This is a genomic window from Sphaerisporangium sp. NPDC051011 (assembly GCF_040653595.1).
GTDB lineage: Bacteria > Actinomycetota > Actinomycetes > Streptosporangiales > Streptosporangiaceae > Sphaerisporangium.
Map to the genome: position 1 here is coordinate 117,630 of NZ_JBFAGG010000005.1, position 26,120 is coordinate 143,749.

Consider the following 26,120-nt stretch of genomic DNA (forward strand, 5'->3'; position numbering starts at 1 on the left):
TCTCCTTACTCTCCCGGCGCGGCGCGCCCCTCCCCGAGGCCGCCTGTCGCACCGGCTCGCTGTTGTGCCCCGCATCACCGCCCACCCCCGAGCGCCTGACCCGTCTGACCCGCCTGACCCGCCTAACCGGGCTGGACGGGCGCGGTCAGCGCCTCCTCGTCCGCCGTCCCGTCGAGCGGCGCGCGTTCGACGGTGACGATCTCGGGGCCGAGGAAGCGCCGGCCGAGGTCGGCGAACAGGGTGCCGTCGCCGGTCGCGCGGAACCGGTGCCGGGGCCCCGTGCCCTGCCCCACCAGCCCGCGGTCGTGCAGGACGCGGAAGACGTCCTTGGCGGTCTCGTCCGCGCTCGACACCAGCGTGACGCCCTCCCCCATCACATAGGAGATGGCCCCGGCGAGCAGCGGGTAGTGGGTGCAGCCGAGGATCAGCGTGTCGCAGCCCTCGTCGATCACCGGCCGCAGGTACCCGCGGGCGACCTCGATCAGCTCCTCGCTCATCGTCTCTCCGCGCTCCACGAACTCCACCAGCCGGGGGGCGGCCACGCCGGTGAGGCGGACGTCCGGGGCGGCCGCGAAGGCGTCGTGGTAGGCCATCGACTCGATGGTGGCGCGGGTCGCGATCACCCCGACCCGGCCGTTCCTGGTGGCCCGCACGGCCCTGCGTGTCGCCGGGAGGATCACCTCCACCACCGGGACGTCGTAGCGCTCCCTGGCGTCCCTCAGGACGGCCGCGCTGGCGCTGTTGCAGGCGATCACGAGCATCTTGACGTCGGCCTCGACGAGGTGGTCCATGACCTGGAGGGCGTAGGCGCGCACCTCGGCGATGCGCTTGGGCCCGTACGGCTGGCGCGCGGTGTCGGCGACGTAGAGGATCGACTCGCCCGGAAGCTGGTCGATGATCGCCCGCGCGACGGTGAGGCCGCCGACGCCGCTGTCGAAGATCCCGATCGCGGGCTCCTCGCGGCCGATGTCCTCGCCCGAGGACTCCCTGATGCTGACCCACGGCGTGTGGGCGACGCTCCCGATGTCCGACATGATTCCCAAGGTTAGGGGAGCGCGGTCAATCGCTCGCGGTAAGAATCCTCACACGGCGGTAATCGTCTATGCCGGCCCGGTCGCGCCGGCTCGCCCGCCCCGGCCGAGGCGGGCGAGCTGGCGCGACTGGGCGACGAGGTGGCCCGCGGAGTCCCACACCTCGACGTCCTCGTCGAACCAGCCGTCCCTGATCAGCCGTCCGTGGCCGATGAGCGTGAGCCAGCCGGGCGCCGGCAGGGCGCGCAGGTGCCAGGTCAGCTCCACGGTGGGCGCCCAGCCCCGGCTCCCGGCCGAGAACACGACCGGCGGCAGCGCGTCCACGGCCAGGGCCAGGACGAACGGGTCGGGGTCCTGCGGCTCGGCCATGCGGAAGTACGCACGCGACTCGGGCCGTCCGGTCGGCTCGCCGTGGAGCCAGCCGATGGTGGGCGGGTCGAAGCGCAGCTCCATGCGGGCGCTGAACGTCATGTTCGACTCGGGCTTCGGCTCGGGCAGCGTCACGCATTCCTCGACGGGGGGCATGGCGACGGCGGGCGTCCCCGACCAGGTGCTCGCGGCGGCGCCGAGCGTGGCGGTCGTGACGAGGGCGTCGAGGTGGGCCCGGCCGTCACGGACCAGCGTGGCCCGGGTCACGGTGGCCGTCCTGCCTGTCTTGACCTGTTCCAGGTGGACCCGGGCCGGGCCCGGCGCCGCCGCGCGGAGGAACTGGACGGACGTCGAGACGGGGTGGTCGTGCGGGGAGGCGTCGACGACCGCCCGCAGCAGCGCGGCCATGAGGTAGCCGCCGTTGAGCGGGCCGCCGATGGAGTAGCCGGGGTCCAGGCACACGTCGTAGGTCGTCGCGTCGACCCGGATGGCCTGGGTGGCCTCGTCGAACTTCGTCATCTGTCCCCTTGAGCCCTCGCCCGGCCGAGCCTGCCGAATATTGTTCTGTTCACCCCTACTTTACCGACGCCCGGTGGCGTCCTGGCGGCGGAGGGGCCGCGAACGCTCGGCCCGACTTGAAATATCCCTACTTATGAAGGCGAAAGCGTCTTGCAAGCGGCCTGCTACCGGGACGATCTACTTTCATGACCGAACCCCATGAGACGGCGAGAGTGGATCATGTCTGACCAGCAGCCCTATCCCCCGTACCCCTTCAACCAGGACCCGGAGGCCACGGTGCACTACCGGACGCCCGGCGGCGGACCCACTCCCGCCGGGTACGGTCGGCAAGCCGGATACGGCCAGCAGCCAGGGTACGAACAACAGGCCGGATACGGGCAGCAGGCCGGATACGGGCAGCAGGCCGGATACGGGCAGCAGGCGGGCTACGGACAGCAGCCGTACGGCTATGCCCCGCCGCCGGTGGAGGGCCCACCGACCTGGCAGGGCGGAGAGCTGGGGCCGCCCATGCAGCCCCCTCCCCCGCCGGGCCACCGGAGGAAGCGGCGCGGCGGCTGGTTACTGGCCGTGATCGCCGCCGTGATCGTGGCGCTGGTCGGCGGTGGCGGCGTGTACGCGATGAACCTGCTCAGCGGCGGCGGGACCCAGCCCGAGGACGTGCTGCCCGGCGACGCCCTGGTGTACGCGCGGCTGGACCTCGACCCGTCCGCGGCCCAGAAGCTGGCGCTGTTCAGCCTGGCGCGCAAGTTCCCCGCGACCCAGGACAGCTTCTCCGGCGACGACCCGCGCAAGGCGCTGGCCGAGCTGATCGGCAAGAGCGGGGCCCTTGACAAGATCGATTACGCCCGCGACATCCAGCCCTGGCTCGGCGACCGGATCGGTCTCGCGCTGCGCGCCCCCGCCGACACGAAGAAGGGGCAGCCCGAGGTCGTGCTCGCCGTCCAGGTCACCGACGAGGCCGCCGCCCGCACGGGGCTGGCCAAGCTGAACAAGGGCGGCGAGCTGAAGGGCCTGGCCTTCCGCGAGGGCTACGCGCTCATGGCCGCGACCCAGCGGGCCGCCGACGGGTACGCCGCCGCCGCGCCGCTGTCGGCCAACGCGAACTTCACCGCCGACCTCAAGTCCCTCGGCGACCCCGGCATCCTGTCCTTCTGGGCGGACATGGGGCACCTCTCCAAGATCATCGCCGACACCACGGGCGCCGACCGCGCCGCCCTCGGCCTCGCCGAGAACGCGCGCTTCGCCGGAGCCCTGCGCTTCGACAGCGGCTACGCCGAGCTGAGCGTCGCCACCAGCGGCGTCAAGGCCGTCGACGCGAGCGAGCCGAGCCGTATCGCCGACCTGCCCGCCTCGACCGTCGGCGCGGTCTCGATCTCCGGGCTCGGCGACCTGCTCTCCAAGCAGTGGCCCGAGCTGCTCAAGACCATCGAGTCGGCCGCCGGGGCCCAGGGCGGGGGCGACATCGTCGCGATGGCCCAGCAGGCGTACGGCATCACGCTGCCGGACGACGCGGTGACCCTGCTCGGCAAGAACCTCACCGTCGCGGTCGACGAGAAGGGCCTGGACGGGGAACTGCCCAACATCGGCGCGGTGCTCACCACCGACCCCGCCAAGGCGCAGGAGGTCGTCGCCAAGCTGGAGGCCGCCGCCCAGAAGTCCGGCACGGGGGTGCCGCAGATCGCCAAGGTGGCCGCGGACGGGCGGCTCGTGCTCGCCAGCACCCAGGACTACGCGGCGCTGCTCGCGCAGGACGGGGCGCTCGGCGACAGCGAGACCTTCAAGACCGCGGTCCCCGACGCCGGCTCGGCGAGCGCCGCGCTGTACGTCGACCTGGACAAGCTGGAGAAGTACTACCTGAACTCGCTGAACGGCGACGAGAGGGCGAGCGTGGAGAAGCTGAAGGCCGTGGGCATCAGCGGCCGGCAGTCCGGCGACACCGGGTCCTTCACCCTGCGGGTCCTGTTCAACTGAGGTACCAACGAAGGGCCGGCTCCCCGTCCGGGGGCCGGCCCTTCGTCGTACGTCCGAAACGAGCAGCGCCGAGGCTTCGCCCAGAAGCCGCTCATGATCAGCTCGTGACCGGCTCAAAACCGGTACAGAACCGGCTCAGAGCGGGCACTGAGGCCAGGCCCAGAGCTGCTGGCACCGACGCTAGGCCCAGAGCTGGCCCTCCAGGCGGTCCTCGGCCTCGTCCAGGGTGCCCTCGTAGGCGCCCGTGGACAGGTACTTCCAGCCGCCGTCGGCCACGATGAACGCGATGTCGGCGCGCTCGCCCGCCTTCACCGCCTTGGCCGCCATGCCGAGCGCCGCGTGCAGCGCGCAGCCGGTGGAGATGCCGGCGAAGATGCCCTCGGCGCCGAGCAGCTCGCGCGTGCGCCGCAGCGCGTCGGCCGAGGTCACGGAGTAGCGCGTGGTGAGGACGTCGGCGTCGTAGATCTCGGGGATGAAGCCCTCGTCCACGTTGCGCAGCCCGTACACCAGCTCGCCGTACCGCGGCTCGGCGGCGACGATCTGGACGCCGGGCACCCGCTCGCGCAGGAAGCGCCCGACCCCCATCAGCGTGCCGGTGGTGCCGAGCCCGGCCACGAAGTGCGTGATCGAGGGAAGGTCCTCGAGGATCTCGGGCCCGGTCGACTCGTAGTGGGAGCGCCAGTTGGCCGGGTTCCCGTACTGGTAGAGCATCACCCACGAGGGGTTCTCGGCCGCGAGCCCCTTGGCGACGCGCACGGCCTCGTTGGAGCCGCCCGCCGCCGGCGAGGAGATGATCTCGGCTCCCCACATGCGCAGAAGCTGGCGGCGCTCGTCGGAGGTGTTCTCCGGCATGACACAGATCAGCTTGTAGCCCTTGAGCCGGGCGGACATGGCCAGCGAGATGCCGGTGTTGCCCGAGGTCGGCTCCAGGATCGTGCAGCCGGGGCTGAGCAGGCCGTCCTTCTCGGCCTGCTCGATCATCCACAGCGCCGGGCGGTCCTTGACCGAGCCGGTCGGGTTGCGGTCCTCCAGCTTCGCCCAGACGCGGACGTCCGCGGACGGGGACAGGCGTGGCAGCCCCACCAGCGGCGTGCGCCCGACCGATTCGATCAGCGAGTCGAAGCGCATGACTAGCGCGCGCCCCCGGCCACGGCGGGAAGCACCGTGACGGTGTCGCCGTCTGAGACGGGAGTGTCGAGGCCGCCCAGGAAGCGGACGTCCTCGTCGTTGAGGTAGACGTTGACGAACCGGCGCAGACCGGACTCGTCGACGATGCGCTCCTTGATGCCGGGGTGGCGGGACTCCAGGTCGCCGATCAGGTCGGACAGCGTCGCACCGGCGCCGCTGACGGACTTCTCGCCGCCGGTGTAGGTGCGGAGGATGGTCGGAATGCGAACCTCGATGGCCATCGCGGGTCAGTCTCCTTGGTCATTTGTCGTCGCGGGGGCGCCCAACGGGTGCGAACACGCGTCGGGAGGACGGGATTCCTGCGATCAGGAACAGTCGTAGACGACGGCACAGGGAGTGTGCCCGAAAAGGTGCGTCCGCACGGGCGACGAAGGCCCGGGGCGCACCCTGGCGCTCCCGATCTCCGGGTCAATCGTCAGCATGTTCCCAACTCTACAGCGTCCGGGCGTTCGCGCCGATGGCCGAAACCGCGCCGGACGGCGGACCGTTCAGGCGGGGACGATCTTCACGTCCTCCTCGGTGATGACGCCGTCGATGATCCGGTAGGAACGGAACTGCACCGCGTCGGCGTCGGCCGTGGACACCAGCACGTAGTGGGCGTTCGGCTCGGAGGCGTAGGAGACGTCGGTGCGCGAGGGGTATGCCTCGGTGGCGGTGTGGGAGTGGTAGACGACCACGGGCTCCTCGTCACGGTCGTCCATCTCGCGCCACACCCGGAACTGCTCCATCGAGTCGAAGCGGTAGAACGTGGGCGAACGCTCGGCGTTCTCCATGGGAATGAACCGCTCGGGACGGTCGGAGCCGACCGGCCCCGCGATCACCCCGCACGCCTCGTCCGGGTGATCGGCCCAGGCGTGGGCGATGATCTTGTCGACCAGTTCCCGTGAGATCGTCAGCATGCCTGGAAGTTACCAAAGCGCGCGGACCAGTGTGTCCTGCAGGTAGGTCAGCCAGTCGTAGGTCACGTACGCCGGGTAGCGCGGGTCGTCCTCGGACATGTCGGACAGCTCTTCATGGATCTCCTCGGTGACCTCCAGGCGCACGCCGAGGGCCAGCCGGACGTCGTTCAGCGCGCGCAGCCACGCCTGCGCCTGGTCGGCGGTGAGGCGAACCTCACCCTGCTCGGCGGTCTCCAGCAGCGTCTCGGCGTCGGCGCGCTTGCCCTCGCGCAGCGTGGCCTCGGTGTAGCGCCGGAACTCCGTCGACGCCTTCTCGTCGTCGGCGTAGGCGGAGGGGAACAGGCGGGCGAGCACCGGATCGGAGGGCTCCTCGGCCTCGCCGATGCCGAGCGCGCGCTCCAGTGGGTCCTGCCCGGTGGAGCCGGGCTGCACCAGGCCGAGGACCTGCGACACCAGCGAGCGCAGGATCGACGCCTCGCCGCCGTCCAGGAAGATCGTCACGCCCCCGCCGAGGCCCGCGCTGAAGCCCGTGCTCACGCCGAATCCCGCTGGACGGTGGCCCACAGGCCGTAGGAGTGCAAGATCTGCACGTCGCGTTCCATCTCCTCGCGGGTGCCGCTCGCCACGACGGCCCTGCCCTTGTGGTGCACGTCGAGCATGAGCTTCTCGGCCTTCTCACGGGGGTAGCCGAAGACGGTCTGGAAGACGTACGTCACGTACGACATCAGGTTGACCGGGTCGTTCCAGACGATCGTCAGCCAGGGGAAATCGGGCCGGACGTCCATCGACGGACGTGCGACCTCAGCCGGCGCGGTACTACCCACATTCCCATCCTGCCCTACCCCGGTCGTAGTCTTCGACTTGTGAAGATGGGGATGAGCAGCGCGTTGCTTACCGATCACTATGAGCTGACGATGCTGCAGGCGGCATTGGCCAGCGGTGCGGCCCACAGGCGCGCGGTCTTCGAGGTCTTCGCCCGCCACCTTCCCGGCGGCCGCCGGTACGGGGTCGTCGCGGGCACCGGGCGCGTGCTGGACGCCCTCGCCGGCTTCCGCTTCGGCGACGCCGAGCTGGCGTACCTGCGCGAGAACCGCGTCGTCAACGACGAGACCCTCGCCTTCCTGGCGTCCTACCGCTTCTCGGGCGACGTCCGCGGCTACCGCGAGGGCGAGTGCTACTTCCCCGGCTCGCCGATCATGGTCGTGGACGGAACGTTCGCCGAGGCGGGGCTGCTGGAGACGGTGATCCTCTCCATCCTCAACCACGACTCGGCCATCGCGTCGGCGGCCTCCCGCATGGTGGGGGCCGCCGGCTCGCGGCCGATCATCGAGTTCGGCTCCCGGCGCACCCACGAGGCCGCCGCCGTCGCCTCGGCCAGGGCCGCCTACCTCGCGGGCTTCTCCTCCACCTCCAACCTCATGGCCGGCAGCGTCTACGGCGTGCCGACGGCCGGCACCGCCGCCCACGCGTTCACGCTCCTGCACGACTCGGAGTACGACGCCTTCCAGGCGCAGATCGACTCCCTCGGGGCGGAGACGACGCTGCTGATCGACACCTACGACGTCGCCAAGGCCGTGCGCACGGCGGTGGAGCTGGCCGGGCCGGCGCTCGGGGCGGTCCGCATCGACTCCGGCGACCTCGCCGTGGCCGCGCACGAGGTGCGGGAGATGCTCGACTCGCTCGGCGCGACGCGCACCCGCATCGTGGTCACCAGCGACCTGGACGAGTACTCCATCGCCGCCCTCGCCGCCGCGCCGGTCGACGGGTACGGTGTCGGGACCTCGGTCGTCACCGGCTCGGGCGTGCCGACGGCGGCCATGGTGTACAAGCTGGTCGCCCGCGAGGACGCCGACGGCGTGCTCCAGCCGGTGGCCAAGAAGTCGGTCGGCAAGCCGAGCCGGGGCGGCGGCAAGAACGCGTTCCGGGCCCTGGAGGACGGAACCGCCGTCGCCGAGCTGGTCACCTCCGCCGACGCGCCCGCCCCGGCGGGGGCCCGGCCGCTGCTGCACGAGCTGGTTCGCGGGGGCGAGATCGTCGGGCGTGAGCCGCTGGACGCCGCCAGGGAACGCCACCGGGCCTCGGTGAACGAGCTGCCCGTGCCGGCCCGGCAGCTCTCCCACGGCGACCCGGTGATCCCCACCGTCTTCTCCTAGCCGCCCTCGCGGACCGCAGTCTCCCTTGTCGCTGGACTTCCCGACATATCCCCTTTGATCCCCCGGTGGCCGGGGCGGCGCGTCCCCGGCCACGCGACCGAAACGAGGCCGACCATGAACCCGGAGAACCGCGAGAACCCCGTGGATGTCGAGAACCCGGCGGGCGGGACGACCCCGGACGGCCCGGCGAACACGGCGAACACGGCGAACACGGCGCTGATCATCGTCGACGTGCAGAACGACTTCTGCGAGGGCGGCAGCCTGGCCGTCGCGGGCGGCGCCGGGGTGGCGGCGGCGATCGGCCCGCACGCCGCCGCCGAGCCGTACGCGCACGTGGTGGCCACCCGCGACTACCACGTCGACCCCGGGGCCCACTTCGCCGAGCACCCCGACTACGTCCACAGCTGGCCCGCCCACTGCGTGGTCGGCACCCCCGGCGCCGGGTTCCACCCCGCCCTCGACACCTCCCCCATCGAGGAGGTCTTCAGCAAAGGCCGCCACAGCGCCGCCTACAGCGGCTTCGAGGGACACGGCGAGGACGGCACGGGGCTGGCCGAATGGCTGCGCTCGCGCGGCGTGGAACACGTGGACGTCGTGGGCATCGCCACCGACCACTGCGTGCGCGCCACCGCCCTCGACGCCGTGAGGAACGGCTTCACCGTCCGCGTCCTGCTCGACCTGACCGCCGGCGTCGCGCCCCAGACCACCGAAGCCGCCCTCGCCGAGCTCAGGGCCGCAGGGGTCCACCTCACCGGCGCCCCGGTGCTCGCGACCCCCTGACCGCGCCGGCCGCGGCGTCACACCTCGGCGGGAACCGGCAGTTCCTCGGGGTCGGGCAGGAGGCTCGCGATGAGCTCCCACACGCGCTGGACCTCGACGAAGATCAGCCGCAGGTCGCCGTCGGGGGTCAACGTCCCCGGCATCATCGGCTCGGCGAGGCTCTCGCACAGCCAGTAGCCGAGAGGGCCGCAGTCCAGCACGGTGATGCCGCGGACCTCCGTGCCCGATCCGTCCCGGTTGGGCCACGCCGCGGTCATCCGCCAGTTGGCGTTGAGCTGCAGCAACAGATGGGTGAAGATCGTCAGCTCGGGCTCGGTCAGATCGTCCTCGGCGGCCAGCACCGCACGTAACAGCGCGGCGGTCTCCTGGACGCGGGTGGGGTCCATACGGGCGAGCGCGGCGAACCCGGCGTCCATGGCGGCGACCCTCGTGGTCACGACGGGGGCGACCGGAGGCTTGACCCCCCGGTCGCGCAGGCCGACCACCCGCGCCAGCGACCACACCAGCGCGCCGAGGTCGGTGGGCACGTACTCCGACTCCGCCTCGCCGGGCCATCCCTCGAACACGTAACAGGCATGGTGCCCGATGACCGCGCCGTGGCTGGTCGGCCCCTCACTGCCCGTGATCTCGACCTGGACCAGCACGAGCGGCTCGGCGATCACGTCGGCGAGGGTGGCCAGCTCGGGGATGACCTCGCCCATGTCGCCGAGGAGCCCCGCCGCCCACAGCTCGTCGCGGGCGCCCAGCAGGTCGGCGGTGACCGGCACCCCTTCGTACAGGCAGCCCAGCACCCCGAGGTGAGCCGGGCTCAGCCGGAAGCGGTCACGCGCGCTGTCGAAGGAGGGCATCGATCGATCTTCCTGCCTGGGCCGGGACGCACGAGCTTAGCGCGAGCGCTGGTTGGCCCACTTGCGGATGGTTTCGATGCGCTGGCGGATCTGCTCGGCGGTGGCCTGCGCGATGGCGGGGCCGCCGCAGGTGCGGCGAAGCTCGGCGTGGATGACGCCGTGCGGCTGGCCGGTGCGGTGGTTCCAGGCGCCGACGAGACCGTTGAGCTCCTTGCGCAGGGCCGCGATCTCCTCGTGCGGGCTCAGGGCGGGCTCCGGCCGGGGTTCGGCCGCCTGGCGCCGCTTGGCGGCCTGCTGCTCGGCCTGGTGCTTGCGGAGCAGGACCGCCACCTGGTCGGGCTCCAGCAGCCCGGGAAGGCCCAGGAAGTCCTCCTCCTCGGGAGAGCCGGGCGCGGCGGCCGTGCCGAACTCGCCGCCGTCGAACAGGACGCGGTCGAAGGTGGCCGACGCCTCGACCGTCTCGAACGGCAGCTCGTCGCCGAGGACGTCGGGATTATCCTTCTTCTGCTGGGCCTCCTCGACCAGGAAATCGTCGAGGCCTTCCTCGGGGAGCTTGCGGTCGAGGACGTGGTCGCGCTCGGCCTCCATCTCGCCCGCCAGCCCCATCAGGGTGGGCACGGAGGGCAGGAACACCGAGGCGGTCTCTCCCCGCTTGCGCGCCCGGACGAAGCGCCCCACGGCCTGGGCGAAGAACAGCGGCGTGGACACGCTGGTGGCGTAGACGCCCACGGCCAGCCGGGGGATGTCGACGCCCTCGGACACCATGCGGACCGCGACCAGCCAGCGTTCGTCCGAGGCGCTGAACTGCTTGATCTTGTCCGAGGCGCCGGGATCGTCGGAGAGCACGATCGTGGCGCCCTCGCCGGTGATCGCCCGCAGGTGCTTGGCGTACGCGCGGGCGGTCTCGTGGTCGGTGGCGATGACCATGGCCCCGGCGTCGGGCACGCCCCGGCGGACCTCGGCGAGCCGCCGGTCGGCCGCGCGCAGAACCTGGCGGATCCAGTCGCCCTTCGGGTCGAGCGCGGCCCGCCAGGCCTGCCCGAGCTGGTCCTTGGTGAGGGGGGTGCCGAGGGTGGCGGTGATCTCGTCGCCCGCGCGGGTGCGCCACCGCATCTCGCCGGCGTACGCCAGGAAGATCACGGGACGGACGACGCCGTCGGCCAGCGCCGGGGCGTAGCCGTAGGAGTAGTCGGAGACGCTGCGCCGCACCCCCTCGCCGTCCTCGGCGTAGGTGACGAACGGAATGGGGTTGGTGTCCGACCGGAACGGCGTGCCGGTGAGGGCCAGGCGCCTGGCGGCGGGCTCGAACGCCTCGCGCACGCCGTCGCCCCAAGACTTGGCGTCGCCCGCGTGGTGGATCTCGTCGAAGATGACGAGGGTCCGGCGGTACTCGGTGCGGGAGCGGTGGAGCGCGGGGTGCATGGACACCTGGGCGTAGGTGACCGCCACGCCCATGTAGTCGCGCGAGGTGGCGCCCTGGCTGTTCTTGAACTCCGGGTCGATGGCGATGCCCACCCGGCCGGCGGCGTCGGCCCACTGGCGCTTGAGGTGCTCGGTGGGCGTGACGATCGTCACCCGCTGGACGGTGCCCCGGGCGAGGAGCTCGCTGGCGATGCGCAGCGCGTACGTCGTCTTGCCCGCGCCCGGCGTGGCGACCGTGAGGAAGTCACGCGGCTCGCGCCGGAAGTAGAGGTCGAGCGCCTCCTGCTGCCACGCGCGGAGCTTGGGCGCGGTGCCCCACGCGGCGCGGTCGGGATACGAAGGTGACAGATGGGACGCGGCAAACGAGCTCACGCCGACCTCCTCCTCAGACGGCTCCGGCGGCCGGCCGGGCCCTCGCCCCCGTTTGTGATCTTGACGTCGCGCTCGTGTCGGTCCCTCACAGTGAAGCCACCCTAGTGGGGCCGACCGACAAACGCGCCGACGCCCGCGGAATCGCCGCCCGGTGTCCGGCTGCGCCCACGTGGTATTCTCGCGTCCGCGACCCCTGCCGCCCCGTGGGGCCGACGCCGCCCCACCCGGCCAGGCGAGCTACCTGAGCCCGTTGACCACGGCGTCGATCTCGGCCCGCCGCCCCGGGTCGTCCGGCTGGGCGAGGCCGACGACGATCACGCTCTTGTCGTCCTTGGTGAGAAGTGTCACCCGCAGGTACGACGGCCGGTTGACGACATCGGTGTACGTCGCGCGAAGCGCCCGTGAATGGCCCGTGTACGCGCCGACGCTCATCCACCGGTCGTCGACGACCTCCATGGTGTCCCCGCGCAGCAGCAGCCGCCCGTACAGGTCCGCGAGCCCGATCGCGGCCTGACGGGGCCCGAGAACGGCCACGGAGTCGGCCGCGCCGCCGGGCCTGGCCATCACCAGCGCGGTGTCCGGCAGGGCCGCGACGGAGGTGAATCCGGTGACCGGCGGGATCGCCCCGCGGGTCCACCCCTTCGGCAACGGGTAGGTGACGCCCGCCGTCGTGTCCGCCACTGCCGAGGGCGCCTCGGGTGAGCGGACGGCGCTCGTGATGACGGCGACCAGACCGGCCACCAGCGCCGTGCCCGCCACCACCGCGACGGCGAGCAGCGCCGCGCGCCTGGCCCACGCGGGCACCGCGACCCGCGACGGCGGCGCGGGCCTGCCGTACACGCGGGCCGAGGGCGGTAAGCCCTCCTCCTGTTCCGGCTCCGGCGGGGCCCATGCCGGATCGCCGTACGGCCGTCGTCCCGTGCGCTGTTCCTCCACGCCGCCTCCTCCCGGTGCTCTGAGTATCGCCACCGAGCCCGCCCCTCCGTCAACGCCGTGTTTATTGCCGAGCCTCCGGCACGGCGGTTCTGGGCGCCCTTTTAGGCGGCGTTCTTCCGCCCTCCAGAACACCGCCGCGCCCCGAACATGCCTATGGCCGCGCCCCCGGCACGGCGGTTCGGGGCGCCCCTTCAGGCCCCGAAGGGATCACGTGGCGGAGGCGCGGTAGGCGGACCACATGTCGCGCATGCGGGCCGCCTGGCCGGCGGTGAACTGGGACATGCAGCGGTCGTGGGCGTAGTCCATGAAGTTGTGGATCGGATCCTCGCCCGGGTCGGGGCAGGTGTCCTTCTGCACGGGGCAGCCCTGCGTGGGCGTCGCCTCGGGAGGGGTGTCGTCGACGGAGTCGCCGGGCGGGGAGCACCCGTTCTCGAACGTGTGCAGCAGGCCGAGCCAGTGGCCGATCTCGTGGACGGCCGTGTACCCCTTCGAGAAGTCCCGCATGGAACCCCCGGGCAGGCTGCGCCAGTCGATGACCACGCCGTCGTTGGCGGGGCGTCCGGCGTACCAGTGCGGGTAGGTCGCGTACCCGAGCACGAGCTCACCGAGCTGGGCGATGTAGAGGTTGAGGGTCTCGGGGCCGCCCCTGTGCAGACGCTGCTTCATGGCGTTCTCGCTGAGCAGCGGTTTGCGGAACCAGACCGGGTTGTCGGTGTGGGTGACGCCGCGCAACTCGAACCTGATGCCGGTGTCCACGCCGCCGAGCCGCCCGCCGTACGCGGCGTTGAGCGTCTCGACCTGCGGCCCGATCGCGGTGTCCGGGACGCCCTCGCGCCCGTCGGTGATCACGTGGACCCACAGGGGAACCGTCGTCGTCGTGGGGGGCCGCCGCCGGGGCGGGCCGGGCAGGGACCCCAGGCGGCGGCGCATGCCGGCGAGCATCCGTGCGGCGTCGGCGGCGTTCAGGGAGTACGGCTCGTCCCGCTGTGTCCCGGCCCCGGGCGCCCGGGTGCGTTCGCATGAACGCGCGGCGTCCGCCCGGGCGGGGCCGGAGGGGCCGCCCTGTGTGCCGAGGCACACGAAGGAAACCACGGACGCCAAAGACACGGCCACCGCGCGCCGCACCATGCACTCCCCCGTCGTCGCAGGTCAGAGTGCTGACGCTAGCCGCACTCCGCGCGATCACCGGGGAGCAACACTCCGTCGGAGACGCACGAGCCGAGGAGCGACCCTCCCTTGGAGACCCGCGAGCCCAGGCGCGGCACCCTCAGGAGCCGCCGGGCTCGCCGCCCTTGGGCAGGCCCTCGTAGATCTCCTTGCACTCCGGGCAGACCGGGTACTTCTTGGGATCACGGCTCGGCACCCAGACCTTGCCGCAGAGCGCCCGGATCGGAACGCCGGTCACCATGCTCTCGGTGATCTTGTTCTTGTCGGCGTAGTGCGAGAACCGCTCGTGGTCCCCCTCGTCACCATGCGAGAGGTTCGGCCGTACATCGCTCTCAGGCAGGATCTTCGTGCTCACGAACCGAGTTTATTGGGTGGTTCGGAGTCTCGCTCCGTCAACCAAGATCTGTCCGGGGCCCGGCACCCCGAACCCGCCGAGCCAAGCGAGGCCATAGGCCGTTCGGGGCGCGGCGGTGTTCTGGAGGAGGAGGGAGGAAGGGGTGAGGAACGAACCCCTTCCGAGTGACGACGGAAGAACGCCGCCTACGGGGCGCCCCGGACCGCCGTGCCGAAGGCGCGGCCATAGGCACGGTTCGGGGCGCCTGAGGGGGCGCCCCGAACGCGCCATGCAGGAGGCGCGGCCTTAGGCACAACTCAGCCCACGTGGACGGGCGCGTCCTCGACCTTGCGGCCGGCACGGACGAAGAGGGCCAGGGCGGCGGCGAGCACGGCCACGACCACGGAAACGCCGAAACCGAAGTGCATGCCGTCGAGGAAGGACAGATGGGCGGCCTGGGTCAGGGCGTCCGCGATCGGCTTGGGGCTGCCGGGGGGCACGGGGGCGACGCCGAGGGCGACCGCGCTGCTCATCGCGTCGACCTGCGCCGCGGTGGCGGGGATCTTCACGGCGGAGAGGTGGCCGGGCAGGACCTCCGCGACCTTGGCGGTGATGAGCGCGCCGAGGACGGCCGTGCCGAGCGAGCCGCCGACCTGCATGGCCGACTGCTGCATGCCTCCGGCGACGCCGCTGAGCGACTCCGGCGAGTTGCCGACGATGACCTCGGTGGCGCCGACCATGACGGGCGACAGGCCGAAGGCGAGGAGCGCGAACGGGATCGCGGTGTCGATGTAGCCGGCCTCCAGACCGAGACGGGAGAGCAGGAACATCGAGACGGCGGTGATCAGCATGCCGACGGCGATGGGGATCTTCGGCCCGAACTTGCTCAGCAGGACGCCGGCCAGCGGTGAGGCGACCATCATGCCGGCGCTCATCGGGAGCATGCGCATGCCCGACTCCAGCGGGGACAGGCCGTGCACGCCCTGGAAGTAGAACGTGAGGAAGAACATCGCGCCGAACATCGAGAACGCCATGAGCACCATCAGGGCCGTGCCGATGGAAACCGACGCGTTGCTGAACAGGCCGAGGGGCAGCAGCGGCTCGCTCGCGCGGGTCTGCCAGAAGACGAACAGCGCCCCCAGCACGATCGCCCCGGCGAGGAACCCGAGCGTCTTGGGGTCGCCCCACCCGTAGCCCGGTGCCTTGATGATGGCCCACACCAGGCAGAACATGGCGCCGGACAGCAGCACCACGCCCAGCCAGTCGATCTTGGACAGGGACCCGGCCCTGTTCTCCTTGATCACCCAGAAGGCGACGATCAGCGCGACGACGCCGACCGGCACGTTGATGAAGAAGACCGACTGCCAGCTCACGTTCTCGACGAGCAGGCCGCCGACGATGGGGCCCGCCGCGCTGGACATGCCGATCGTGGCTCCCCAGATGCCGATCGCCATGCCGAGCTTCTCGGCCGGGAACGCCGCGCGCAGCAGCGCGAGCGCGGCCGGCTGGAGCAGCGCGCCGAACAGGCCCTGGAGGACGCGCAGCGCGATGAGCATGCCGATGGAGGAGCTGAGGCCGATGGCCAGCGAGGCGAGGGCGAAGCCGGCGATGCCCACGAGGAAGACGGACTTGTGCCCGAACAGGTCGCCGAGCTTGCCCGCCGTGATGAGGAAGACGGCGAGGGCGAGCAGGTATCCGCTGGTGATCCACTGGAGGTCCGAGAGCGACGCTCCCAGCTCCTTGCCGATCACCGGGTTGGCGATGGAGACGACGGTGCCGTCGAGCATCACCATGATCACGCCGAGCGCGACCGCCAGCAACGTCAGCCACGGATGGCCGTGGCCGCGACGGGCCGGCGCGTCGGGGCGCGCGGCCAGCGCTTGAGCCATGAAGATGTCCCCCTGATTCGACTAGTAGTCAACGACCGGTAATTTATGTCAGTCGATGACAGATGACAAACGCTTTTATGCGACAGATGATGACTTATGGCAGTATATGAAGTAAATATTTCGAGGAGGCATCTGGGGTGGGTCTAAGGGAGCGCAAGAAGCATCGGACCCGGCTCGCGTTGTGCGATGCCGCCTTCGAGCTATTCCTCGAACAAGGGTTCGAGTCTACCACCGTCGATCAGATCGCCGCGGCGGTGGACGTCTCGCCGCGCACCTTCTTCCGCTACTTCGGCAGCAAGGAGGACCTGGCGCTCGACTACACGGTCGAGTACGACGAGCTGATCACCACGGCACTCGCCGCGCGCCCCGAGGACGAACCGCCGTTCCAGGCCCTGACCAACGCCTACCGCACGTTCATCCACGCGCTGGAGGCCGGCGCGGCCGAGGACCCCGCCCGGTTCGTCCGGCAGCGGCGCGTGATCGAGGGCAACCCGCACCTGATGGCCGCGAGCTTCGCCCGCATGGCCGAGACCGAGAAGAAGCTCACCGCCGAGATCGCCCGGCGCCAGGGCACCGACCCCGAGATCGACCAGCGCCCGCGGCTGCTGGTGGCGTTCATCACGGCGGCGATCCGCGTCGGCTCCGAGTGCCCCGTCGAGGCCACCACTTCACTGGCCGAGCTGCTCGGCAAGATGGAGAGCGTCCTGTCGCTCGTCGAGCAGGCGCTGGACCCCGGCTGGTGTCAGTTCAGCTTGGGGTCGTCCGGGCAGGTCGCCACGAAGGCCAACTCCCCGGGCTGACGCCGCAGCACCGCCCGCCACAGGTCGGCCGGACGCGAGTCGAACGTGTCGCCCGGCTCCGCCTCCACGACGTACCAGGACCCCTCGCGGATCTCGGCCTCGAGTTGGCCCGCCGTCCATCCGGCGTACCCGGCGAAGATGCGCATCTGGGTTATCTCACCCGCGAGGATCTCGGGAGGGGCGTCCAGGTCCACCGTGCCGAGCTTGGACACCGCCGAGACCCCGGCGTGGAGCCTGCGCCACCCGAGCGGCTCCTGGCCGCTCGGCACCGAGGCCAGCGCGAGCGCGCTGTCGGTCTGCACCGGCCCGCCCTCGAACAGCACCGGCGGTCCGCTGACCAGCGGGTCCCAGGACGGGAGCACCTGGTTCACCGTGACCTCGCTCGGCCGGTTGAGCATCACGCCGAGGGTCCCGCCGTCCTCGTCGTGTTCGAGGACCAGCACGACGCCGCGCCGGAAGTTCGGGTCGTCCAGCAGTGGCGTCGCCACCAGCAGCCCGCCGACGTAGATCGCCTCCGCCATGCATCCATCATGACGCGTGATGCCCCTAATGCGCGCCTACCCCCAGCCACTCGGCCACACGGGCGCGGACATGTTACTTTGGGTGCGCGAGCGGGCACTCTCCGTGTCAGATCCTGGTGATGGAGGAGCCTGTTTCGCGCAAACCGCCCCAACCAGACGGCAGTGGCCGAGAGGGAGAGCCCACATGAACCGCCTCATACTCGTGGCGCTCATGGCGGTGGGCGTGGCCGTGGGCGTCCCCGCCGCGCGCACCTCCCATGCCGCCGGCATCGGCGACGAGGGCGGGAGACGCGACCCGCGCGACGGCCGGGTCGACGTCAACGTCTCCCGGGTCGAGTGCCCCTCCAGCAAGGCGAACGTCGTGATGACCGCGCCGCGCGACCACGGCACCGTCGAATACTCCGTCTACCGCGGCGACACGCTCGTGCGCAACGGCCTGCTCTGGCCGGGCGTCCAGCGCACCATCCCCGTCTACGTCGAGCCGCGCTCCACCGAGCGCATCGGGGTCACCCTCGCCGGGCAGGGCACCACGCGCTACCAGGTCTGGTCCCGCTGCGAGACTCAAGAGGAGTCGTACGGCGAGTACCGCGAGTCGGTCTACAGCGAGAGCGAAGAGAGCTCCGACGACGCGCGAGGCGGCGGGCGCGCCGAGAGCGTGCGCTCCCACCGCTACAACCCGCTGATCCGCCAGCCGTACGGCCGCCTGCCGTACACCGGGCCGCCCGCCGACTTCTGGGGCAAGGTGGCCACGGCCACCGGCCTGATCGTCTTCGGCGGAATGCTGTGGTGGGTGGCCCTGGTGTGGCCGCGCCGCGTCCCCGCGGAGCCGCTCATACGGCCCCGCCCGATGTACGCCTCCCGCCGGTCCACGCCTCGATGAGACGGTCAACGCCTCGGCGAGGCGGGTCTACGCCTCGGTGAAGCCGCGGGCCTTGCCGCCCGCCGACTCCCGGACAGCCGCCGCCACGGTGGTCGCCACGTCCGGGTTGAAGACGCTGGGGATGATGTAGTTCGGCCCGAGCTCCTCCACCGACACGACGTTGGCCAGGGCGTTGGCGGCGGCGAGCAGCATGGCCTCGGTCACCGTGCGCGACTGCGCGTCCAGCAGTCCGCGGAAGACGCCCGGGAAGGCCAGCACGTTGTTGATCTGGTTGGGGTAGTCGGAGCGGCCCGTCGCGACCACGGCGGCGTGCTCGCGCGCGTCGTCGGGCGAGACCTCGGGCTCGGGGTTGGCCAGCGCGAACACCACGGCCTTGTCGGCCATGGTGGCGATGTCGTCGCCGTTCAGGATGCCGGGGGCCGAGACGCCGATGAAGACGTCCGCGCCCTTCACCGCGCCCCGCAGGTCGCCGCCGTACCCGTCGGCGTTGGTGTTCTCGGCGATCCAGCGCAGCGACGCGTCCAGGTCGTCGCGGCCGAGGTGGACCGCGCCGACGTAGTCGCAGACGACGACGTTGCGCGCCCCGGCGGCGAGCAGCAGGCGCAGCACGGCGGTGCCCGCGGCCCCGGCGCCCGCCATGGCGATGCGCACCTCCGGCAGGGACTTGCCGACGACGCGCAGCGCGTTGGTCAGGGCGGCCAGCACGCAGATGGCGGTGCCGTGCTGGTCGTCGTGGAAGACCGGGATGTCCAGCAGCTCGCGCAGCCGGCGCTCGATCTCGAAGCAGCGCGGCGCCGAGATGTCCTCCAGGTTGATGCCGCCGAACCCGGGGGCGATGGCCCGGACGATCTCGACGATCGTGTCGACGTCCTGGGTGTCCAGGCAGATGGGCCAGGCGTCGATGCCCGCGAAGCGCTTGAACAGCGCGGCCTTGCCCTCCATGACCGGCAGCGCCGCCGCGGGGCCGATGTTGCCGAGGCCGAGCACCGCCGAGCCGTCGGTGACCACGGCGACGGTGTTGCGTTTGATGGTCAGCCGGCGGGCGTCCTCGGGGTTGCGGGCGATGGCCAGCGACACCCGCGCGACGCCGGGCGTGTAGGCCATCGACAGCTCGTCACGGTTGCGCAGCGGCACCTTGGACTGCATCTCGATCTTGCCGCCGAGGTGCATCAGGAACGTGCGGTCGCTGACCTTGTGCAGGACGACGCCCTCGACCGCGTCGAGGCTGTCGACGATGGCCTGCGCGTGGTCGGTGTCCTTGGCGGCGCAGGTGACGTCGATGCGAAGCTTCTCGTGACCGGCGTTGGTCACGTCGAGGGCGGTGACCACACCGCCCGCGTTCTCCACTGCGTGAGTGAGCTGGCTGACGGCCTTGCCGCCCGCCGGAACCTCGAGTCGGACGGTGATCGAGTAAGAGACGCTCGGCACGGTGGCCACGGGTATCCGCTCCTTTGCGGTACTGCTGATCCGCGTGCTCGGGTGCCCGGTGTCGCGCATCCGGCTCGCCTGTTCCCCTGGGAGACCTGCATCCGGGGGTATCCATCGTGCCAGACGCGGCCGGGCGCTTCCGCCTCTCGCGGGACGTGGCCCGAGCCCTAGGGGTGGTGACCCGGGGCCCCGGCCGCCCGCGAGCGACGCCCTCCAGAGGAGAAGGGCGCCGCGCGGGAGCGGCGGCGCCTCAGTAGAGGGCGTTGGCGAGGGCCCGGCGCGCCTTGGCGACCGAGGGGTCGTCCGCGGGCAGGGCGTCGAACAGGCCGAGCAGGTGGCGGCGGGCGCGGTCGCGGTCGTCGCCGGAGGTGCGGCGGACGAGCTGGACGAGCCGCTCGAACGCCTCGTCCACCTTGCCGCCGAGGATCTCGACGTCGGCGGCCTGGGTGTGGGCCTCGACGTCGGCGGGGTTCCCGGCGGCGCGGGTCAGGACGGCCGCGGGGTCGAGGCCCTGGGTGCGACGCACGAGGCCGACGCCCGCGAGGCCGATCTTGGCGTCGGGGTCGGCCGGGGACCGCGCGAGCAGCCGCTCGTAGGCCGCCGCGGCTGCGTCGAGATCGCCCTGCTCGATGGCATTCTCGGCGGCCAGCAGGTCGGGGTCGGCTGCGAACTGCGGCGCCTCCTGGCCCTCCGGCGCCTCGCCGGGCGGCGGCAGGTACTGCGCGAGGGCGGTCATGAGCTGGTCGAGCCACTGGCGCACCTGCGCCTCGGGAAGCGCGCCCTGGAAGCCCGTGACGGCCTGCCCCTGGAAGACGGCGAGGACGGTCGGGATGCTCTGCACCTGGAGGGCGCCGCTGATCTGGGGGCTCTTGTCGACGTCGACCTTGGCGAGCACCCACCGGCCCCCCGCCTCGGCGGCGAGCTTCTCGAGGATCGGGCTGAGCTGCTTGCAGGGCTCACACCAGGTGGCCCAGAGGTCGAGGACGACCGGCGTGCGCATGGAGCGCTCGATCACGTCTGTGGCGAAGGTCTCATCGGTGACGTCGATGACGGCCGCGCCGACGGGAGGCTGGGCGGGACCTCCGCCCGCCGCGGCCTGCGCCGCCGCCGCCTCACGGCGGGCCTGGGCTTCCAGTGCCTGCTTGCGGGCACCGAGGTCCACGGCCCCCTGCAGCGAGGCCGGTCGAGTGAAGTCCGCTGGGCTCATAGTCCAATCCTGCCGTATCCCGCGTGTGCTCAGGGTCGCCACGGGGGCGGCGGGGCCGCGCCGGAGGGACGACCGCGCGCCGGGGGACGGCTGGGGACGGCGGGAGGACAGCCACCGAATGTCACGCCTTTGTCGCAGAAATCTCTCGGAACTGTCGTGTGGCGCGAATATCACCAACGATGGGCACGGCATGAATTCAGCTCACGTGGAGGTGGGTGTGAAACGCGTCATCGTCGTCTCCGCCGCTGCCGCCGTGATCGCCGCGACAGTGGCGGTCCCGGCGCAGGCCGTCCCAACGACGGCCGAGCCCGCGGCAACGACCCAGTACGTCGTTCTTTACAAAGACGGCGCCACTGCGGCGGACGCCCAGAAGGCGATAGAGGCCGCGGGTGGCACCGTCGTCAAGGTGAACAAGGCCGTGGGCCTGGCCACCGTGACGACGGCGAACCCGGGCTTCGCCTCGGCGCTCACCGGTAACGGCGCCATCGAGGGCGTCGCCCACGACCGTGTCATCGGCAGCGTCCCGAAGACCGCCAGGCTGGCGGCGAACACCCAGGCGGCCATCCAGTCCCAGGCGGTCGAGAAGGCCGGCCGGGGCGATGGCGGCCCGCTCAAGTTCGGGCGCTCGGTCAAGGCCGAGCCGCTGTCGGATCTGCAGTGGGACATGAAGCAGATCCACGCCGAGGAGGCGCACAAGTACGAGCAGGGCGACCCGAAGGTCCTGGTCGGTGTGATCGACACCGGGATCGACGGCTCGCACCCCGACATCGCGCCCAACTTCAACCGGGCGCTCAGCCGCAACTTCACGGTCGACATCCCCTACGACGCCAACGGCGACGTGGTCGACGGCCCCTGTGAGGACGAGCCGGACCAGTCCTGCAACGACCCGAACGACGTGGACGAGAACGGCCACGGGACGCACGTCGCGTCCTCGATCGCCTCCCCGATCAACAATCTCGGCGTCTCCGGTGTGGCACCCAAGGTCACGCTGGTGAACCTGCGGGCCGGCCAGGACTCGGGCTACTTCTTCCTCCAGCCCAGCGTGGACGCGCTGACCTACGCCGGCGACATCGGCGTCGACGTGGTCAACATGAGCTACTACATCGACCCGTGGCTGTTCAACTGCGTCGACAACCCGGCGGACTCCCCTGCCGACCGCGCCGAGCAGGCGACCATCATCAAGGCGACCCAGCGCGCGCTGGACTACGCCCACCGGCACGGCGTCACGCTGGTCGCCGCCGCGGGCAACCAGGCGATCGACTACACCAAGACCAACACCGACGCCTCGAGCCCCGACTTCGCCGGCGTGCCCGGCCAGGCGCCGTACTCGCGCACGATCCCGTCGAGCTGCTCCTCGATGCCGACCGAGGGCGAGCACGTGATCTCGGTCTCCTCGACCGGAATCAGCAAGCGCAAGTCGTACTACTCCAGCTACGGCAACGGATTCGTCGACGTGGCCTCACCCGGCGGTGACGTCTACGACACGCCGGGCAACACGCGGGACGTCACCAAGGCGACGCTGTCGGCCTATCCGAAGTCTCTCGCCCTCGCCAACGGTGAGATCGACGAGAACGGCGACCCGACGGTGAACTACGTGGTGAAGGACTGCAACAGCGGCACCTGCGCTTACTACCAGTACCTGCAGGGCACCTCCATGGCCTCGCCGCGCGCGACCGGGGTCGCGGCGCTGATCGTCAGCAAGTACGGGTACCGCGACTGGCGCAACGGCGGCAAGACCCTGGCTCCGGACGTGGTGGAGGCGATCCTGAAGGGCACGGCCACCAAGACGGCCTGCCCGAACCCGCCCGCCTTCACCTACACCCGCATCCTGCCGAGCGGGCAGACGGTGACCGCCACGCACACCTGTGAGGGCACCCAGGCGTCCAACGGCTTCTACGGCAGGGGCATCGTCGACGCCCTGCGCGCCGTCGGACACTAGCCGGGCCGACTGACCAGGCCGACTGACCGGGCCCGCGCACAGCGGTAACGACCGGGCCGGACGACCGGGGCTCATCGCCTCCGGTGGTCCGGCCCGGACTCGTCTCCGGGTGGCTCGAAGTCGCCCGCCGCCACCCTGATCGTGCGCAGCATGCCGAACATCTCGGCCAGGTCGGACTCGCCGTACATCGTCATGCAGAAGTCGGCCGCCATCAGGTCGGCGGTCGCCCGGGTGACGAGCTCGCGCCCCTTCTCGGTGATCTCGGCGAGCACCCCGCGCCCGTCCCTGGGGTTGCGCATGCGGCGGACGAGCCCGGCGCGCTCCAGGCGGTCGACGGTGTTGGTCACGCTCGTCGGGTGCACCATCAGGCGCTCGCCGATGCGCGACAGGGGCAGCGCGCCCGTGCGGCTGAACGTGAGCAGCACGAGCGCCTCGTAGCGGGCGAACGTCAAGTCGTGCGGTCTGAGCAGCGTGTCCAGTTGCCTCAGCAGGATCTGGTGCGCTCTCATGATCGATGTTACGGCCGCCATGGCGGATGACGGCCCGAAATGGACGCGCCAGGACTCGGCGGCGCGTTCGATGGGGTCGAATGGCAGATTGAGCGGCTTCGGTACACCGATGGACACAACGCTACGCTAGCGCCTGCGTGGACCACTGACACTGGGTGACTGAGTTCATGGGTTACCCAAGAACCGGGACGCCAAACATCACGCTCCGTTATGGTGTGCATGTCAAGAGGTGAGACGCGGCAAAGCCCGGTCCAAAACGGGGAAAACCGCGTCGGCGACGCGAGGCACGGTAAGACGAGCCCGTGGACGTCCGGCGTGGCGGGGACCGACCGGGCGAAAGGTGCCAAGGGGCCGGCACCGGCGCACGCGTCGCTCATCCAGGCACGGGGGGTGCTTGTATGAACAACATGAGCGCACGGGCAGCGCGGCCGGTCGTCCGGTCCGCGCGAGGCCGTGCTTGAGCAGAGGGGCGTTTCACGCGAAGAGTTGAAGCACAGCGCGCTTGCGGCGGTAGGGATACTGCTCGCGCTGGGCCTGCTCGCGGCGTGGAGCGTCCTCGTACCCGGAATATCCGCGTGGGAGAACATCGTCGTCGCGGTCATCGGCTCGCTGCGGCTGACGGGACCGGTCGCGGCGGCCTTCGCGGCCTGGATCGCCGTGCGCAGGCGCCGGGCGGCGCCGCGCCGCGTGCCGGGCGCCTGGCAGGTGCTCAGAGCGCCGCTGGCGATCCTGGGCGTCGTGGTGGGGTCCTTCGGGGCCACCGTCACGCTGCTGGCGATGAAGGCCGTCCTGACCGAGCAGGCGGGCCATCTGGCGCCCACGGGCCTGGCGGTGGGCGCCGCCGGGCTCGCGCTGTACACGGTGACCGGATGGGTCGCCGGGTGGGCGCTGCCTTGGCCGGTCACCCCGCCGCTGGCCGGGGTGGGTGCGTACGGCCTGCTGACGGCGCTGCCGCAGGGGTCGTCCTGGGGCGCCAGGCTCGCGCCCGCACTGTCCGAGCCGTACGACCCGTTCGAGGGGTTGAGCCCCGGGGCCTTCGCCAACCAGACGCTCTGGCTGGTCGGGCTCACCGTCGCCCTGCTGCTGGCGTGGGCCGCCGCCGTGACCGGGCGCGCGCTGACGCTGGCCGGCGCGATGCTGGCCGTGCTGGCGGCGGGCACGGGCATGGCGCGACTGCTGGGCGAGCCGCAGGCCGTGGCCGCGAGCGAGCCGATGGTCTACACCTGTCAGGAATGGCCCATCACCGTCTGCGTCCATCCCGGGATGGCCGGCGGTCTGACCGAGCTGGGCGCGGCGTTCACGACCGTGGCCGCCCGCCTGACGGGCACGCCGGGGGCGTTCTCGCGGGTCGAGCAGCGCTCCCGCGCGGACACCGCCCCGCCGGGGCCGGGCGTGGTGCCCGTCTACGTCGACGACCTGACCCCGGGGTTCGCCGCGCGGGCGGCGGCCGAGTTCGTCGAGCGGCTGGTACGTCCGTGCGGCACCGCCCGCGCCGCCGGGTACCGCGCGATCGTGACGGCCTGGCTACGCGCGGAGCCGCTGCCGAGCGGACCGCTGCCGGGTCACCAGGCGGCGGCCACGTGGTTCTCCGGCCTGGCCGAGAGCCAGCGCCGCGACTGGCTGCGCATGTTCTACACCGACTTCGCCACGTGCGGGCTGAAGGCGTCCCATTTCGGTGGAGGCGGGGCGGGGCAGATCGCCGTCCACCACGTGGCGCCCGGGGCCGGGACGGCTTCCCGGCCGCGTGCGCGGGTCGTGCCGGGCTATCCGGGCCAGTCGCCCGTGCCCGGTTCGCCGTACCCGACGATGCCCGCCCCGGCCTCCCCGCAGCCGGCGGCCTTCCCCAAGTGAGAGGCCGCCGGCGTGGCGGGGGCCGCGCTCCCGAGGAGCGGCCGCACATGATGTGAGAAAGGCCTCATCTCGGGAAGGAGACGGGTCGTGAACCGCCCGATGCCGACCCCCCAGACGGCGCCGCCGGCCGAGCCGGTCGAGCGCCGCCGCCGGCGTGGCTGGCGCCTCCTCGCCGGCGTGCTCGTGGTGCTGGTGCTCCTGGTCGTGGGAGCCCGGCTCACCTGGTCGTACCTCAACCCGTTCGGCGAGACGACCGTCGACCGCAGCCAGCCGGTCCTGCTCCAGTCGATCCAGAACATGAGCCGGTTCCAGGCCGCCAGCGGCGACTTCCAGGTCATCGTCGACCTGGAGAAGGACGCCGCGTTCCTTCCCGACGCCATCAAGGGCTCGCGCACGCTGTTCGTCGGCGCGGGCAGCGTGGACGCCTACGTCGACTTCTCGGGCCTGCCCAAGGACGCGATCACCGTCTCCCCCGACCGCACCGAGGTCACCGTGCGGCTGCCGCGCGCGCAGTTGGAGAAGACGAACCTGAACAACGAGAGGTCCTACGTCTACGCCCAGCAGCGCGGGCTGCTCGACCGCGTCCAGGAGCTGCTGTCCAGCTCCCCGCAGAACCAGCAGGAGCTGTACGTCCTGGCCGAACGCAAGATCGCCGAGGCCGCCCAGGCCAGTGACCTGCGCGCCCGCGCCGACCAGAACACCAAGCTGATGCTCGAGGGCATGCTCAAGTCCCTCGGCTTCACCAAGGTGACGGTGAAGTACGCCGACGAGCCCTGAGCCGCCGGGGGATTCCGAAGGATCCCCCGTTCGGGGAGCGCTTTCTCCTGCCGGATGTTTCCGGAGGTCCAGGCAGATGTCAGGTTTTCAGCGAAATCCGACTACTGGCATGATTTGGGTTGAGATGAGATGGGATGCCGCTATTCATCGTGAGCTGCACCTTTGCCGCCCTGGTGGGATAGGGATGGGACGCCCGTGAAATGCCCGCCGGGTCCGGTGACGGCTCCACCCCCGAAATGCGAGGGCTTCATGGCGCGACGAGGCGAAGCCGAACAGTTCGCCGCCTTGCTTCGAATGCTCAAGGACCGGGCCGAGATCACGACCTCGGCC

The 26,120-nt window shown here is 71.4% G+C and carries 25 protein-coding genes; 8 read left to right on the forward strand and 17 right to left on the reverse strand.

Features of this window, described 5'->3' with window-relative positions; all coding sequences use genetic code 11:
* Positions 1–122: 122 nt before the first annotated feature.
* Both murI and AB0H21_RS13415 read right to left on the reverse strand, forming a co-directional pair.
* Complete coding sequence (gene murI, locus AB0H21_RS13410; protein ID WP_358515717.1) at positions 123–1,034, reverse strand: glutamate racemase; 912 nt, start codon at positions 1,032–1,034, stop codon at positions 123–125.
* A gap of 66 nt (positions 1,035–1,100) precedes the next feature.
* Positions 1,101–1,919: a thioesterase family protein gene (locus tag AB0H21_RS13415; protein ID WP_358515720.1), complete on the reverse strand. Its 819-nt coding sequence runs from the start codon at positions 1,917–1,919 to the stop codon at positions 1,101–1,103.
* 219 nt (positions 1,920–2,138) lie between these two features.
* Between AB0H21_RS13415 and AB0H21_RS13420 the strand changes: the two genes are divergently transcribed.
* Positions 2,139–3,890: a DUF3352 domain-containing protein gene (locus AB0H21_RS13420; protein WP_358515723.1), complete on the forward strand. Its 1,752-nt coding sequence runs from the start codon at positions 2,139–2,141 to the stop codon at positions 3,888–3,890.
* A gap of 180 nt (positions 3,891–4,070) precedes the next feature.
* On the opposite strand, the gene AB0H21_RS13425 is transcribed toward AB0H21_RS13420, so the two are convergent.
* From AB0H21_RS13425 to clpS, 5 genes are all read right to left on the reverse strand, one after another.
* Positions 4,071–5,018: a cysteine synthase gene (locus tag AB0H21_RS13425; RefSeq protein WP_358515726.1), complete on the reverse strand. Its 948-nt coding sequence runs from the start codon at positions 5,016–5,018 to the stop codon at positions 4,071–4,073.
* 2 nt (positions 5,019–5,020) lie between these two features.
* Positions 5,021–5,299, reverse strand: coding sequence for a MoaD/ThiS family protein (locus tag AB0H21_RS13430; RefSeq protein WP_358515728.1), 279 nt, complete (start codon positions 5,297–5,299; stop codon positions 5,021–5,023).
* A gap of 267 nt (positions 5,300–5,566) precedes the next feature.
* A complete protein-coding gene (locus AB0H21_RS13435; protein ID WP_358515731.1) occupies positions 5,567–5,977 on the reverse strand; it encodes a M67 family metallopeptidase in 411 nt (136 codons plus the stop codon).
* 9 nt (positions 5,978–5,986) lie between these two features.
* Positions 5,987–6,514 carry a DUF2017 domain-containing protein gene (locus AB0H21_RS13440; RefSeq protein ID WP_358515734.1) on the reverse strand — a complete coding sequence of 176 codons (528 nt, stop codon included), beginning with the start codon at positions 6,512–6,514 and terminating at the stop codon, positions 5,987–5,989.
* On the reverse strand, positions 6,511–6,801 hold the full coding sequence (gene clpS / locus AB0H21_RS13445) for an ATP-dependent Clp protease adapter ClpS (protein WP_358515737.1): 291 nt from the start codon (positions 6,799–6,801) through the stop codon (positions 6,511–6,513). The genes AB0H21_RS13440 and clpS overlap by 4 nt, the downstream gene beginning before the upstream one ends.
* A 45-nt stretch (positions 6,802–6,846) precedes the next feature.
* Between clpS and AB0H21_RS13450 the strand changes: the two genes are divergently transcribed.
* Entirely contained in the window at positions 6,847–8,130 is a 1,284-nt protein-coding gene (locus AB0H21_RS13450; RefSeq protein WP_358515740.1) for a nicotinate phosphoribosyltransferase, read from the forward strand.
* Positions 8,131–8,244: 114 nt separating this feature from the next.
* Positions 8,245–8,910: an isochorismatase family protein gene (locus AB0H21_RS13455; RefSeq protein ID WP_358515743.1), complete on the forward strand. Its 666-nt coding sequence runs from the start codon at positions 8,245–8,247 to the stop codon at positions 8,908–8,910.
* Positions 8,911–8,927: 17 nt separating this feature from the next.
* Here AB0H21_RS13455 and AB0H21_RS13460 read toward each other — a convergent pair whose 3' ends face one another.
* The 6 genes from AB0H21_RS13460 to AB0H21_RS13485 all read right to left on the reverse strand — a co-directional run bounded on the left by AB0H21_RS13460 (position 8,928) and on the right by AB0H21_RS13485 (position 15,878).
* The gene (locus AB0H21_RS13460) at positions 8,928–9,758 is read right to left on the reverse strand and encodes a hypothetical protein (RefSeq protein ID WP_358515746.1); all 831 of its coding nucleotides are present in this window, start codon (positions 9,756–9,758) and stop codon (positions 8,928–8,930) included.
* A gap of 36 nt (positions 9,759–9,794) precedes the next feature.
* Entirely contained in the window at positions 9,795–11,552 is a 1,758-nt protein-coding gene (locus tag AB0H21_RS13465; RefSeq protein ID WP_358515749.1) for a DEAD/DEAH box helicase, read from the reverse strand.
* Positions 11,553–11,789: 237 nt separating this feature from the next.
* Positions 11,790–12,488 carry a hypothetical protein gene (locus AB0H21_RS13470; protein ID WP_358515751.1) on the reverse strand — a complete coding sequence of 233 codons (699 nt, stop codon included), beginning with the start codon at positions 12,486–12,488 and terminating at the stop codon, positions 11,790–11,792.
* Between the two features lie 207 nt (positions 12,489–12,695).
* Positions 12,696–13,580 carry a zinc metalloprotease gene (locus AB0H21_RS13475; RefSeq protein ID WP_358515754.1) on the reverse strand — a complete coding sequence of 295 codons (885 nt, stop codon included), beginning with the start codon at positions 13,578–13,580 and terminating at the stop codon, positions 12,696–12,698.
* A 175-nt stretch (positions 13,581–13,755) separates the two neighbouring features.
* A complete protein-coding gene (locus tag AB0H21_RS13480; protein WP_358515757.1) occupies positions 13,756–14,010 on the reverse strand; it encodes a DUF3039 domain-containing protein in 255 nt (84 codons plus the stop codon).
* A 296-nt stretch (positions 14,011–14,306) separates the two neighbouring features.
* Positions 14,307–15,878: a DHA2 family efflux MFS transporter permease subunit gene (locus AB0H21_RS13485; protein WP_358515759.1), complete on the reverse strand. Its 1,572-nt coding sequence runs from the start codon at positions 15,876–15,878 to the stop codon at positions 14,307–14,309.
* 137 nt (positions 15,879–16,015) lie between these two features.
* Between AB0H21_RS13485 and AB0H21_RS13490 the strand changes: the two genes are divergently transcribed.
* Positions 16,016–16,678, forward strand: coding sequence for a TetR family transcriptional regulator (locus tag AB0H21_RS13490; RefSeq protein WP_358515762.1), 663 nt, complete (start codon positions 16,016–16,018; stop codon positions 16,676–16,678).
* Here AB0H21_RS13490 and AB0H21_RS13495 read toward each other — a convergent pair.
* Positions 16,621–17,199: a YqgE/AlgH family protein gene (locus AB0H21_RS13495; RefSeq protein WP_358515765.1), complete on the reverse strand. Its 579-nt coding sequence runs from the start codon at positions 17,197–17,199 to the stop codon at positions 16,621–16,623. The genes AB0H21_RS13490 and AB0H21_RS13495 overlap by 58 nt on opposite strands.
* 184 nt (positions 17,200–17,383) lie before the next feature.
* On the opposite strand from AB0H21_RS13495, the gene AB0H21_RS13500 reads away from it, so the two are divergent.
* On the forward strand, positions 17,384–18,079 hold the full coding sequence (locus AB0H21_RS13500) for a hypothetical protein (RefSeq protein ID WP_358515768.1): 696 nt from the start codon (positions 17,384–17,386) through the stop codon (positions 18,077–18,079).
* A gap of 27 nt (positions 18,080–18,106) precedes the next feature.
* Here the strand turns inward: AB0H21_RS13500 and AB0H21_RS13505 are convergent, their stop codons facing one another.
* Both AB0H21_RS13505 and AB0H21_RS13510 read right to left on the reverse strand, forming a co-directional pair.
* Entirely contained in the window at positions 18,107–19,516 is a 1,410-nt protein-coding gene (locus AB0H21_RS13505; protein ID WP_358515771.1) for an NAD-dependent malic enzyme, read from the reverse strand.
* A 241-nt stretch (positions 19,517–19,757) separates the two neighbouring features.
* On the reverse strand, positions 19,758–20,714 hold the full coding sequence (locus tag AB0H21_RS13510; protein ID WP_358515774.1) for a tetratricopeptide repeat protein: 957 nt from the start codon (positions 20,712–20,714) through the stop codon (positions 19,758–19,760).
* 217 nt (positions 20,715–20,931) lie between these two features.
* On the opposite strand from AB0H21_RS13510, the gene AB0H21_RS13515 reads away from it, so the two are divergent.
* Positions 20,932–22,653, forward strand: coding sequence for a S8 family serine peptidase (locus AB0H21_RS13515; protein WP_358515776.1), 1,722 nt, complete (start codon positions 20,932–20,934; stop codon positions 22,651–22,653).
* 71 nt (positions 22,654–22,724) lie between these two features.
* Here AB0H21_RS13515 and AB0H21_RS13520 read toward each other — a convergent pair whose 3' ends face one another.
* Positions 22,725–23,273 (reverse strand): MarR family transcriptional regulator, encoded by a 549-nt coding sequence (locus AB0H21_RS13520; RefSeq protein ID WP_358516544.1) that lies wholly within the window; start codon positions 23,271–23,273, stop codon positions 22,725–22,727.
* A 375-nt stretch (positions 23,274–23,648) separates the two neighbouring features.
* Between AB0H21_RS13520 and AB0H21_RS13525 the strand changes: the two genes are divergently transcribed.
* On the forward strand, positions 23,649–25,013 hold the full coding sequence (locus AB0H21_RS13525) for a hypothetical protein (protein ID WP_358515779.1): 1,365 nt from the start codon (positions 23,649–23,651) through the stop codon (positions 25,011–25,013).
* A gap of 87 nt (positions 25,014–25,100) precedes the next feature.
* A complete protein-coding gene (locus tag AB0H21_RS13530) occupies positions 25,101–25,790 on the forward strand; it encodes a DUF4230 domain-containing protein (RefSeq protein ID WP_358515781.1) in 690 nt (229 codons plus the stop codon).
* Positions 25,791–26,120 lie beyond the last annotated feature (330 nt).